Origin of the sequence: Clostridium bornimense (genome assembly GCF_018917145.1) — a bacterium.
GTDB classification, from domain to species: Bacteria; Bacillota; Clostridia; order Clostridiales; family Clostridiaceae; genus Clostridium_AN; species Clostridium_AN bornimense_A.
Window position 1 is genome coordinate 17649 of the sequence record NZ_JAHLOD010000022.1, and the last position, 12706, is coordinate 30354.

Annotated in this window: 10 protein-coding genes and 1 other annotated feature; of the genes, 9 read left to right on the forward strand and 1 reads right to left on the reverse strand. The window is 28.5% G+C overall.

All coding sequences use genetic code 11. The features are described from left to right. Positions 1-12 precede the first annotated feature (12 nt). The 6 genes from KQI30_RS09360 to KQI30_RS17560 all read left to right on the forward strand — a co-directional run bounded on the left by KQI30_RS09360 (position 13) and on the right by KQI30_RS17560 (position 7846). Positions 13-1143, forward strand: a complete 1131-nt coding sequence (locus KQI30_RS09360) for a tetratricopeptide repeat protein (RefSeq protein WP_216463039.1) — start codon at positions 13-15, stop codon at positions 1141-1143. Positions 1144-1169: 26 nt separating this feature from the next. Then, a complete protein-coding gene (locus KQI30_RS09365) occupies positions 1170-1361 on the forward strand; it encodes a hypothetical protein (RefSeq protein WP_216463040.1) in 192 nt (63 codons plus the stop codon). Between the two features lie 18 nt (positions 1362-1379). Beyond that, positions 1380-1629: a binding site (T-box leader), on the forward strand. A gap of 54 nt (positions 1630-1683) precedes the next feature. Beyond that, positions 1684-3366, forward strand: coding sequence for a 2-isopropylmalate synthase (gene leuA / locus KQI30_RS09370; protein ID WP_216463041.1), 1683 nt, complete (start codon positions 1684-1686; stop codon positions 3364-3366). Positions 3367-3529: 163 nt separating this feature from the next. After that, entirely contained in the window at positions 3530-4450 is a 921-nt protein-coding gene (locus tag KQI30_RS09375; RefSeq protein WP_216463042.1) for an AAA family ATPase, read from the forward strand. 18 nt (positions 4451-4468) lie between these two features. Next, entirely contained in the window at positions 4469-5626 is a 1158-nt protein-coding gene (locus KQI30_RS09380) for a DUF58 domain-containing protein (protein WP_216463043.1), read from the forward strand. 15 nt (positions 5627-5641) lie between these two features. Next, entirely contained in the window at positions 5642-7846 is a 2205-nt protein-coding gene (locus tag KQI30_RS17560; protein WP_216463044.1) for a transglutaminase domain-containing protein, read from the forward strand. A 54-nt stretch (positions 7847-7900) separates the two neighbouring features. Here KQI30_RS17560 and KQI30_RS09390 read toward each other — a convergent pair whose 3' ends face one another. Beyond that, entirely contained in the window at positions 7901-10330 is a 2430-nt protein-coding gene (locus tag KQI30_RS09390; RefSeq protein ID WP_216463045.1) for a glycogen/starch/alpha-glucan phosphorylase, read from the reverse strand. 452 nt (positions 10331-10782) lie between these two features. Here KQI30_RS09390 and KQI30_RS09395 point away from each other — a divergent pair, with 452 nt between their 5' ends. From KQI30_RS09395 to KQI30_RS09405, 3 genes are all read left to right on the forward strand, one after another. Then, entirely contained in the window at positions 10783-10947 is a 165-nt protein-coding gene (locus tag KQI30_RS09395; RefSeq protein WP_216463046.1) for a hypothetical protein, read from the forward strand. A 51-nt stretch (positions 10948-10998) separates the two neighbouring features. Further along, a complete protein-coding gene (locus KQI30_RS09400; protein ID WP_216463047.1) occupies positions 10999-11409 on the forward strand; it encodes a HutP family protein in 411 nt (136 codons plus the stop codon). Between the two features lie 304 nt (positions 11410-11713). After that, on the forward strand, positions 11714-12706 hold the full coding sequence (locus KQI30_RS09405; protein WP_216463048.1) for an ABC transporter substrate-binding protein: 993 nt from the start codon (positions 11714-11716) through the stop codon (positions 12704-12706).

A 12706-nucleotide genomic window follows, 5' to 3' on the forward strand; every position in this document is an offset into this window, starting at 1 on the left:
GGGATGAAAATTATGTTAAAAAGGATTTTAGCTTTATTTGTAGGTATAATTATATCAATAAATTGTATAGCTTGTACAGGGGCAGATAAAGAAAACATATTACTTAATGATGTTAAGAGTCAAAGTAAAGTAGAGCAGCAAGAAATAAATACAGCAATAGAAAATGGAAATAAGTATTTGGAAGAAAAAAATTATGATAAGGCAAGAAAATGGTATGAGAAAGCAATATCTATAAGCAAAGCTAATGTAGATACTTATAAAAAGATAGAAGATAAGTATTTAGAAAAAGGTAGGAGCGATGATGCATATCGAATTATTAGATTAGCTATAGATAATGGTGTAGATGTAGAAAATATGAAGAAAGAATTAAAAAGTATAGAAGATACTTTTGATGTTATAGTAATGAATAAAGTAATATATGCTGGTGAAGATTATCAGTTACCTAATGAGGTATTATTAGATGTTAATGGTAGTAAGGTTACAGGGAAAATAAAGTGGAATAATAATAAGGTAAAAAATAATGTAGTAGGTGTATTTACTTATGGAGGCAATATAGCTCAATATGGAAGAAAAGTAATGTTAAATCTTGAGATTAAAGATAAAAATAATAATGTAATAGTAGAAAATAAAAAAAATGATAAAGATGATAAGAAAAATGAAACAAATTCTGTACAAAGCGATACATATGTAGATGAAAAAAGTTATTTTACAGGTACAAAGTTGTGTTATATTACTAAATTTGAAGGTAAGGAATATAATAGAGTTTTAGTGTTAAAGGAAGTAGAATTTTATGAAGGCGAAGAGGCTATAAAACAGGCAAGTGTGGATGGAAATGATGCCTTAGATAGAAAGTTGGGAAAGTATTATATACGAATAAATGATGGTGACGAGGAAGAATATTATGTATCAGAAGAATGTCCATGGATTGTATCGTATGATTTGATAAAATATTGCAATAATGTTTCGCTTGTAGCATCAACTTTTTTTTATGGAGTTAGTTGTGAGATTGCACAAGGAATATATAGAAAACAATGTGAAGCTGATGAATGGAATGTACCGGGATTTTCATCAAAAGGAATGTTTGCTAAGGTATATATAGAAAATGGAGTAGTAGAGAAGGTAGAAATGCAAGATCTTTATTAGTGCGGTATTGATAGGGGAAAAGTTTTATGGTAAAGAGAATTTTTACAATAATAATTATTATAGCTATATTAATAAATTTCTTAGCTTGTAAAACTAAAGATAAAGAAAAAATTTTACTTAATGATGTTAAAAGTCAAAGTAAAGTAGAGCAGCAAGAAATAAATACAGCAATAGAAAATGGAAATAGGTATTTACAAAATCTACTTTATAATATATAATATTTTACAATCAATATTTTACAAGCAATGATCAGAAGTAGTAAGTATGATAAAAATTCTCAGAGAGCTGGAGGAGCTGTGAACCAGTAATTTTTTAGTTCTGAACTTGTCTGTGAGCTTTTAACTTAGACTGATTTTGTCTAAGGATGAACGTAATTCCCACGTTATAGGGATAGGTGGTAAATTTTTTATAAGTCGCCACCGATAGAGTGAGCTTTTGTAACAGAAGCTAAATAGAGTGGTACCGCGAGTTAGCCTCGTCTCTTTTATGAGACGAGGTTTTTTATTTTCTATTGATAATATAAGAGGGGGCTAAATATATATGTCATATGATTTCAAAAAGTATAGAAAGTATCCAGTGGTTAATTTACCTAATCGTAAATGGCCAAATAATGTAATAGAACAAGCACCTATTTGGTGTAGTGTTGATTTAAGAGATGGAAATCAAGCATTGCCATCACCTATGAATGTTGAAGAGAAAAAGGAAATGTTCAAACTATTAGTTGATATGGGGTTCAAAGAAATAGAGATAGGGTTTCCTTCAGCATCAGAAACAGAATATAAATTTTTAAGATCTTTAGTAGAAGAAAATCTTATACCGGATGATGTTACAATACAAGTATTAACACAAGCTAGGGAGCATTTAATAAAAAAGACTTTTGAAAGTTTAGTTGGGGTAAAAAAGGCTATAGTGCATCTTTATAATTCTACATCAGTATTACAAAGAGAAGTTGTATTTAGAAAGTCTAAAGAAGAGATTATTGATATAGCCGTTAGTGGTGCTAAGTTACTAAATGAATATAAAAACAAGTATCCAGAAACAGATTTTACTTTTGAATATTCACCAGAAAGCTTTACTGGTACAGAATTAGAGTATGCTCTAGAAATTTGCGAAGCAGTTATTGATGTTTGGAAACCTACTAAAGATAAAAAGGTAATAATAAACTTACCATCTACAGTAGAAATGGCAACACCAAATGTTTATGCAGATCAAATAGAATGGTTCTCCACACATATATCTAATAGAGAAAATATTATATTAAGTCTTCATACTCACAATGATAGAGGAACTTGTACAGCATCAAGTGAGCTTGGACTTTTGGCAGGAGCAGATAGATTAGAAGGAACTCTATTTGGTAACGGTGAGAGAACAGGAAACCTTGATATAGTTACAACAGCTATGAACTTATATTCTCAAGGTATTGATCCAAAGTTAGATTTTCACGATATTAATAAGTTAATAGAAGTTTATGAAAGATGTACTAAACTTTATGTCCATCCTAGACATCCATATGCAGGTAAGCTAGTATATGCAGCCTTTTCAGGATCACATCAAGATGCTATAAGAAAAGGATTTATAGCTATGAAGGAGAAAAATTCTTATATGTGGGAAGTACCATATCTTCCTATTGATCCCCATGATTTAGGTCGTGAATATGAAGAAATTATAAGAATAAACAGTCAATCAGGAAAAGGTGGAGCAGCATATATAATGGAAAATGATTTTGGATTTATGTTGCCTAAGGCAATGCATCCGGAATTTGGTTCATTTGTCCAAGAAAAGTCTGATGAAGTAGGAGTAGAATTAACACCTAATCAAATCTTTGATATATTTAAAGAGCACTATTTAGATGTAAATAAGCCATATGAACTTAAGGGATATGAAATACAATCAACTGATGATGTAGAAGGTGGTAAGAATATAGTCTCTATCAAAGCTAAGGTTGCAGTGAATGGTAAGATAAAAGAGATTGTAGGAAAAGGAAATGGTCCACTAAATGCATTTTATAATGGATTAATATCTGATGAAGATGTTGATTGTAAGTTTAAAAATTATTCAGAACATGCCCTTGAAGGAGGTTCTTGCTCTAGAGCAGTTTGTTATATACAAATAGAAAGCAAAGGAAAAGAATGGTTTGGAGTAGGAATATCAGAAAATATTGCTACAGCATCATTGAATGCATTAATAAGTGCTATGAATAGATGTGGTAATATAAGAAAGTAATATAAGAAAGTAAATTCACAATTGTAGAAGAATGTTTTTAGTGCAAAATAACTATAGGAACATCTTCGATGATTGTGAATTTTTTATAACATCTAGTTGCAAAATTTTCCAAAAGAATATATAATTACATAGCAAAGTATGTCAAATATGTTGGAGGAATCTAATGAATGAAAATGTAAAAAAAATAATAGATAATATAGAGAAAATTATAATTGGAAAAAGAAATGTTATAGAACATCTTATGGTAGCGTTGCTTAGTGAAGGTCATGTACTTATTGAAGATGTACCTGGTGTTGGAAAAACACAAGTTGTTGGAGCATTAGCTAAGTCTGTAGATGGAGCTTTTAATAGAATACAGTTTACTCCCGATATAATGCCATCAGATGTTGTAGGATTTTCTATGTTTGATTCTGAAAAGAGAGAATTTACATATAAACCAGGAGTAGTTATGTGCAATTTTCTTTTAGCTGATGAAATTAATAGGTCATCGCCAAAGTGTCAATCAAGTTTATTAGAAGTTATGGAGGAGTTTCAAGTTACTGTAGATGGGAAAAGACATGATATTCCTAGACCATTTATGGTATTAGCCACAGAGAATCCGGTAGAACATCAAGGAAACTATAAATTACCTGAAGCTCAAATGGATAGATTTTTATTAAAGGTATCTATGGGATATCCTAATAAGGAAGAAGAAAAATTGATTTTAGACAGATTTGAAAGTAAAAATCCATTAAAAGAATTAGAATCAATAATAACTATAGAAGAACTTATTAATATGCAAGAACAAGTAAAAGAAGTTATTATATTTGATAATATTAAATATTATATAGTAGATTTGATACAAGAAACCAGAAAAAATCCAAAAGTATTAGTAGGGATAAGTCCTAGAGGAGGAATAAGCTTGTTAAAAGCAGCTAAATCTTTAGCATATATTCGAGGAAGAGATTATGTTATTCCAGATGATATTCAAGAGATGGCAGTACCGGTTTTAGCACATAGGTTAATATTAAAATCTAGCATTGGAACTACTAATGAAGAGATTATAAAAGAAACAATTAAAAATGTAGAAGTTCCATTGTATTAAAAGTAAAGGATGAAGTCTATGAAGAATAAAATAGAGTTTTTGTTCATGTTTACTTTAGTAGCTTTAAATGCATATCTTTTAGGCGGAATAGTCAGTGGGTTATTACTTATAGTATTTATTATGATACCCATTATAGCTGTAATGTTTACGCAAAATACAAAACGTTGTATAGATGTACATATTACGTTGCCGAAAGAAGATACTATGAGGAAAGAATTTATTGAAGTAAAGGTAGAAATAAAAAATAAATCTATTTTACCAACAGCCGTTATAGAAATAGAAATTATAAAAGATGATATTTTTGATTTTGATAATTCAGATAGAATTAGGTTTACTGTGGAAGCAGGAAAGTCGAAAGAAATTTCTATGAAATATTATCAGTTATTTAGGGGAAAAGGAACTGTGGGTATAGATAATATAAAAATAGAAGATTATTTTGGAATATCTAATGTAAACATAGATATTTGTAATAATAAAAAAGAATTAACAGTATTACCGATGATTTTTCCTATAGATAGAGATAGTGATATAGTAAGAAGTTTTACTGATAGCAGAATAATAAGAAATAGTGATTATTATATAAACTTTGACAATGTAGAAGTAGAACCAGGATATGAATTTAGACAATATATACCTGGTGATAATTTAAATAGAGTTAACTGGAAGAGATTTTCTAGAAATCAAGAGCTTCTAGTGAGAAAGAACGAAAATATTATAGAAATTAATAAGAAAACAATTATCATGAATCCATATATAATTACAAAGAAAAATAATAAAAAAAGAGATAATATGATGCTAGAAAGTAGAATATTGAAAACAGTATTGTCATTAGCAGCTGTTTTATTAGATATAAATATAGATGTAGAAATATGTGTATATGAAAATAGTAGTTGGACTATAAAATCCATAAAGGATTGTGAAGATTTAATAACAATTCAGAATAAGTTTGCGGAATACCAATTTATTTATACTTCTAATGAAGATGAATCAAAACAATCTTTAGAGCAGGTACCTGTAAAAAGTAATGTGATTTTTGTTACAGAGAATATAGAAGCTACTAACCAATTAAATGAAAAAAAATGTGAGTTAGTTTTAGTAAAAGAGAGTAATGATTCTATTAATAAAAGAAATTTGTGGTTACTAACGGAGGATTATAAATTTTATAATTTATCTTAGGAAAGGGGATATAAAGTGAGAAAGTTAAAATCAAATGAACTAGAGATGATGATACCATTACTTTTTTCGATAAATTGCACTAGTTGGATTCTTAATTTAGTAACAGAAAGCTCACTAATATTATGTATTGTATTGGTATCAATAATTGATATTCCTCTTTTTATATTTTTTAATCATGTAAAGCTAAGAAAGAATAAAGGAATAATACAGTATTTAATTATGACAATAATTTTGCTTATAGGTGTATTATTTTTATCGATTTTAAATGATGGAGATACTTCATATTTAGCATGGATAACAGTAGCTCCTCATGGAGAAAAGTGTACTAGTAACTTTTTTATTATAAGTTATATTTTGTTTTCTTATTTTTTTGCTTCAGTAACATTTTATTTTACATTAGTTATAAGAAGAATGATTATTATACTGTTAATAGGATTCATACCATTATTTTTTCATGTAGGTAGATGTGAAAAAGGTATAAATTTTAGCTTTATAATGTTTATATTATTATTTATGTTACTTTATGCAATGAGTAATTTAGGAAAGGAAATTCTTAATAAAGAAGTGAATATTAAAGTTATTATATTTGCTTTAATATTTATTATTGTATTTACTAGTATTATTCCAATTCCTAAGTTTAATAATAAGATATCTGATACTATCAGTACTGCTTATGGAGGTAATGTAAGTAAAAAACTTAATACTTCTGAGGCAAAAAAAGATACAGATATAGATGTAAAAAGTGTACCTCAAAGTAATAAGGTACTTTTTGAAGTAGAGAGCGATGAACCATTATATATAAGAGTTCAAAGTTGGGATAAGTATCTAAATAATAAGTGGTGTATTGGTGATAAATCATTATTACAACAAGAAATAGTAGAAGATACGGATAAGCTTATACCAAGTATAGATGATGTTGCTTCATCAGTAGAAGATTATTATGATGATGATAATTCTGAGATTAATATATTAAAAAAATATAAATCTATCAATGGAGAAATTAAAAAAGCCAAAATTTATTATAGAAATTATAATGGAGAATATTTGTTAAATGTACCAGGGACATTAAATATAAGAGTACCAGGAACTAAAGAACAAGTATATAAAGATGGTTTAGCAAAATATTATCTTAAAGATAGAGAAACTGATGAAAACATGATCTATGAGATAAAATATGTATCACAAAAAATAAATAAAGATTCTTTGCAAAAGGAATTATTAAGCTATCTTAATAAAGAAAGATATTATGATATATTTCACTCTATGGAAGGAAAAAATTTTTTCTTAGAGCAAAGTTTATATAATGGGATAAAGGATAGTATAAAATATAGATATAAATATACAGAGTTACCAGATACTATTCCGGATAGGGTATATGATTTAGCAAAAGAGATAACAAAAAATAAAGATTCAGATTATGAAAAGGCAGTTGCTATAGAGAAGTTTTTTACAAGTGGAGAATTTCAATATGATTTTGACATGGGAAAAGCTGCGGATGGACAAGATTATAATGATTATTTCATTTTTGAAGGTAAAAAAGGTGTATGTGTGCAATTTGCATCAGCAATGGTAATTTTGGCAAGAGCTAGTGGATTACCAGCAAGATATGTAGAAGGATTTGTAGCTGATGAGTTTAATGAAGAAAGTAATAAATATGTAGTTAGAGAAAAAGATGCTCATGCATTTCCAGAGGTATATATATCAGGTTATGGATGGATGAACTTTGAACCTACTGTAGGAATTTCTAATGAGTCGAATAATGGTTTTGTAGATAAATTTAAAGGATTTTTCGATAAGTTAACGTCAAAGGCATATGAAAATTTGTCTATGAGAAATGTAACTTTCATTATGTTAATAAGTATTATTCTTATTATTATACTTATATACATTTATAAGAGCCTTAGAGAAATACTTTGGAGAAATAAGATTTTAAAATATAGTAATGATATTATTGTAAAAGAAATTTTTAAAAGAATAACTTTACAGTTAGAAAATATAGGTGTGTATTTTGATAGTGGAGATACATATATAAGTTATGGAAATAAAGTATTTAAAGAAGAGGGAATAGTGATTTTTGACATTGTAAATATATTAAGTAAAAGTCAATATAGCGAGTATATTCCAAGTGATGAAGAAGTAAATAAGTCTATGGAGGATTATTACAAGTTAAGAGATATCATAAAAAATAGAGTAGGAAAGGCTAAGGAATTAGTCATATAGTTAGGAGCTGTCGCACAAAGGTGCTAGATAGATCAGAGTGCGACACCTCATTTTCTATTGAATTTTAACTGGATTTGTATTCCATATATCTATAGCATAATCTTTTATCGTATTGTCAGATGAAAATATTCCTGATTCAGCAATGTTTATAATACACATTTCTAACCACTTTTGATGATCTCTATAAAGTAGATCTATTTTTTCTTGCGCTTTAACATATGAATTAAAATCTTTAAGGACAAAATATTCATCATTCATATCTAAAAGAGAATTATGAAGATTTTTAAATTCATAAGGAGAAACATTTAAAGAGCCATCAACCAATTGGTCTAAAACTTTTCTTAGACGATTATCTTCATTATATATACGTCTAGAAGAATATCCGCCAAAGTTAAGATATTGTGTAACTTCATGAACATCCATTCCAAATAGAACTATGTTATCGGCACCTACAGCATCGTATATTTCAACATTAGCACCATCAAGAGTAGCCAAGGTAATAGCTCCATTCATCATAAATTTCATATTTCCAGTTCCAGATGCTTCAAAAGTAGTTGTAGATATTTGTTCTGATACATCGGCGCAAGGAATAACTTTTTCTGCTAAAGATACTCTATAATTTTCTAAGAATACTACTTTAATTTTTTTATTTACAACAGGATCATTGTTTATTAATGTTGCTACAGTATTTATAAGTTTTATAGTTTCTTTTGCTAAATGGTAACTAGGAGATGCTTTAGCACCAAAGAAAAAGGTTCTAGGTGTTAAATCTAAATTAGGGTTTTCTTTTATTGTATTATAAAGGTACATTATGTGTAAGATATTTAGTATTTGTCTCTTATAGGCATGTAACCTTTTTACTTGTATATCAAATATAGAATTAGGATCTATTAAAATATTATATTTATCTTTTACATATCGAGCTAATAGTAATTTATTGTTGAATTTAATTTTATCTATTCTAGATTTCAGTTCTGGATCTGTAGAAAACTTTCTAAGTTTAGAAAGCTCCTTTGGATTTTTTATCCAGGTATCACCTATTGTATCAGATATAGCTTTAGCTAATTCAGGATTTGCTTGCAATAACCAACGTCTATGGGTTATACCATTAGTTTTATTATTGAATCTTAGAGTGAATAGTTCATAAAAATCTTTTAACTCTCTATGCTTAAGGATATCAGTATGAAGTTTAGCTACGCCGTTTATAGAATGAGAGCCCACTATTGCTAAATATGCCATTTTTATTACACCATCACTTATAATAGACATTCTGCGTACTTTTTCTTCATCGTTAGGAAACTTTAATCGAATATCTTCACAGAATCTTCTGTTGATTTCTTCTATAATCATATATATTCTTGGTAATAAGTTTTTAAATAAATCTATAGGCCATTTTTCAAGAGCTTCTGAAAGTATTGTATGATTTGTATATGCTAGAGTATTTACTGTTATTCTAAAAGCATCATCCCAATTTAATTCTTCTTCATCTATAAGAATTCTCATGAGTTCAGCAACGGCTACAGAAGGGTGAGTGTCATTAATGTGAATTTGAACATGTTTATCTAGATCAAAAATAGAGTGTCCTGATTTTTTGAATCTTTTTATTATGGAATGAATACCAGCACATACAAAGAAATATTGTTGTTTAAGACGTAGCAACTTTCCTTTTTCGGTGGAGTCATCAGGATATAGTACTTGAGATATTGCTTGTACATCAGCTTTATATTCTTGAGCTTTGCAATAGTCTCCTTTAGAGAATTCGTATAAGTCAAAATCAGAGTGGACTGGCTCAGAGCTCCATAATCTTAAGGTATTTACTGTTTTATTTTTATAACCTATTATAGGCGTATCATAAGGTACAGCTCGTACAGCTTCATAATCTTGAAGTTCGAAGTTTAGCCGTCCCTTTTTTTCTATAGTTTTAACAGTACCATAAAATTTAACAATAACAGATTTATCATCTTTACGGGTTTCCCATATATTACCGTCCTTTAACCAATTATCAGGGATTTCTACTTGGTAGCCATTAACTATTTTTTGTTCAAATAGTCCATAATTATATCTTATTCCATTGCCGTGACCGGGAAGTTCTAGTGAAGCCATAGAATCTAAAAAACAAGCAGCAAGTCTACCAAGTCCACCATTTCCTAGGCCAGCATCTACTTCGGTTTCTTCTAATTCTCTAAGGTTTATATTTAGTTCTTTTAATGCTTCTTCACATAAATCTCTGATACCTAAGTTTATTAAGTTACTTTGAAGTAGTCGCCCTATTAAGAATTCCATAGAGAAATAATAAATTTGTTTTTCAGAAGTCTCTGCATATTGTTTATTAGTGTTAAGCCAATTTTGTGCAGCATAATCTTTTACTAGGCTAGCTAGTGCAAGATATTTATAAGAATTGCTACATTCAGATACATCTTGTGCGAAAAGAGAAGTAGTTTTATTTATAAAATCTTCTTTAATTTTATCCTTAGTCAAAGTCATAAAAATCACTCCTAAAATTGCTGAATTAAATATAATAGTGATACTAATATATATATTAATTAATATAAGAAGTAATGTAGATTTTTATGAAATATTAAATATAAAAAAATAACCGCAACGTCGGCGTTGCGGTTAAGGGGGTTAGGGAAATATTGAATTCTTTATAGGATTACGGGGTATAATCCTATACAATAAGCATTCGCTTTACGGGAACATTTACTAAGTTCGACATCGTTCGACTTAGTGATATTATAATATCATTTTAAAAAATAAAAGTCAATAAAATTTATAAAAAAATTATTTTAAAAAATTAAATTAAAATAAAATTTCTATAAATTAACCTTGTTTCTTATAATAGTATTTTAATAAAATCTTAAGGAGAACTTAATAAATATTGTATATTTTTCATGATATAATAAGAGCAAATAAGAAGAGGAATGATGGGGATGGAAATGAGAAGTAAAAAAATTAAAGCATGGTCTGTAGCTAGTATATTTATCTGTACAGCAATTATAGCAGCACCTTTTGCACTAGCAATCTTATTAACATATGGGATATACTATTATTGCAAGAAGATTAAATTAGATATTACAATGAGAAGAAGATCAATAGAATAAATAATAAGATAACCTTGCAAAAGATAAAGTATATGAGGAGGGTTACGGTTTATGTACTCAAGTATAGATATTTCTAAAGAAGCTATAAGGATGGCAATATCTTCAAGAGAAGAAGAAAGGGAATATGAAAAAAGTCTAAGAGATAAAGGGATAAAGGTTGCAGCTGTTGATATTGGTGGAAATTTAAATGAGAGTATTATAAAGATAATAGAAAGAGCTTTAGTAGCTTCAAAGAGATCTGGTATTATTAGAGGTACTCATGTTGAGGATGGTGCTATAGCAGGAGCAACTAGAGATGCAATATCGCAAGTTAGCGGAAGAGCAAATAATTTAAATGTTGGTGGTAAAATAGGTATAGCTAGAGGCGGAGAACATATATGTGTGGCTATATTTTTATCTATTGGACTATTGCATTTAAATGAAGTTGTTATAGGACTTGGACATAGATCGTTACAAGAATAGAATATATAAATAATAGAAGCTATTGCGCTAATAGGAGTGTAAGAGCTTTTTTAATGTAAAGAGTTTTTATATAACAATATAATATAAGTTTTATCTAAAGTTAAGATACTTATTATAAGGGAATTCTTCAAATAAGGAGTTATAAGCATAATATTTAATTATTAGGTTTATAGCTCTTTTAATTATTTTTTGAAAATATATAACTAATGTGAATTTTAATATAGCTATACATTTAATAAGGATATTTACAATTGATGACGTTTGTGCTAATATGTGGTAAACGATTTTTTAGGAGGAATGGGACATGGAAGGGAAAAAGATATTGGCTATTATATGTTCATTAACTTTAACATTGGGAATAATTTCTGGATGTAGTAAAGGTGATTCTAACAAAAATGATAAGGTTAAAATTGGGTTAGAGCAATTGATAGAACATCCTGCATTAGATTCAGCTAGGGAAGGCTTTGAAGAGAGAATGAAAGAGAAAGGTTATGAAGATGGTAAAAATATTGAGTATGAATATAAAAATGCTCAAGGTGATAATGCTATAACTCAACAAATAGCTCAAAATTTTGTAAGTGATAAGAAAGATATAATAGTTTCTATAGCTACACCAGCAGCACAAGCTGCATATAATGCTACAAAAGATATACCGATAGTTTTTACTGCAGTAACAGATCCAGTAGCAGCAGAATTAGTAAAGTCATTAGAGAATCCAGGAACAAATGTAACAGGAACTTCAGATGATGTATCAATAGAAAAGCAATTTCAATTATTAAAGACATTAGTACCTAAGGCAAAGAAAATAGGAATGTTATACAATACATCAGAGGCAAATTCAGAAGTGCAAGTGAATAAGGCAAAAAAAGCTTCATCAGATTTTCAATTAGAAATTATACCTAAGGGAATAACTAATGTTAATGAGATAGATGCAGCATTAAATTCATTATTAGGAGAAGTAGATGCTTTATATATTCCTACAGACAATACTATTGCAAATGCAGCAGCTTTAGTAAATAAGAAAGCTATAGAAAAGAAAATACCAGTTATTGCAGCAGAAAGAGGTATGGTTGAAAATGGTGCATTAGCGACACTAGGAATAGACTATAAGCAATTAGGTAGAAATACAGCTGATGTTGTTATAAAAATTATAGAAGGAGAAAAACCAGAAAATATTGCAGTGACAACATTAAAAGATATGAATCTTATTGTGAATACAGATACTGCAGATGCATTAGGGATAACTTTGCCAGGAGATATTGATAAGAAAGCAGAAAAGATAAAAGGGAGTAATTAG

Coding starts and splice junctions, on each gene's coding strand:
- leuA (WP_216463041.1), top strand. CDS start 1,684: ATGTCATATGATTTCAAAAAGTATAGAAAGTATCCAGTGGTTAATTTA.
- KQI30_RS09365 (WP_216463040.1), top strand. CDS start 1,170: ATGGTAAAGAGAATTTTTACAATAATAATTATTATAGCTATATTAATA.
- KQI30_RS09395 (WP_216463046.1), top strand. CDS start 10,783: ATGAGAAGTAAAAAAATTAAAGCATGGTCTGTAGCTAGTATATTTATC.
- KQI30_RS09390 (WP_216463045.1), bottom strand. CDS start 10,330: ATGACTTTGACTAAGGATAAAATTAAAGAAGATTTTATAAATAAAACT.
- KQI30_RS09405 (WP_216463048.1), top strand. CDS start 11,714: ATGGAAGGGAAAAAGATATTGGCTATTATATGTTCATTAACTTTAACA.
- KQI30_RS09380 (WP_216463043.1), top strand. CDS start 4,469: ATGAAGAATAAAATAGAGTTTTTGTTCATGTTTACTTTAGTAGCTTTA.
- KQI30_RS09360 (WP_216463039.1), top strand. CDS start 13: ATGTTAAAAAGGATTTTAGCTTTATTTGTAGGTATAATTATATCAATA.
- KQI30_RS09375 (WP_216463042.1), top strand. CDS start 3,530: ATGAATGAAAATGTAAAAAAAATAATAGATAATATAGAGAAAATTATA.
- KQI30_RS09400 (WP_216463047.1), top strand. CDS start 10,999: ATGTACTCAAGTATAGATATTTCTAAAGAAGCTATAAGGATGGCAATA.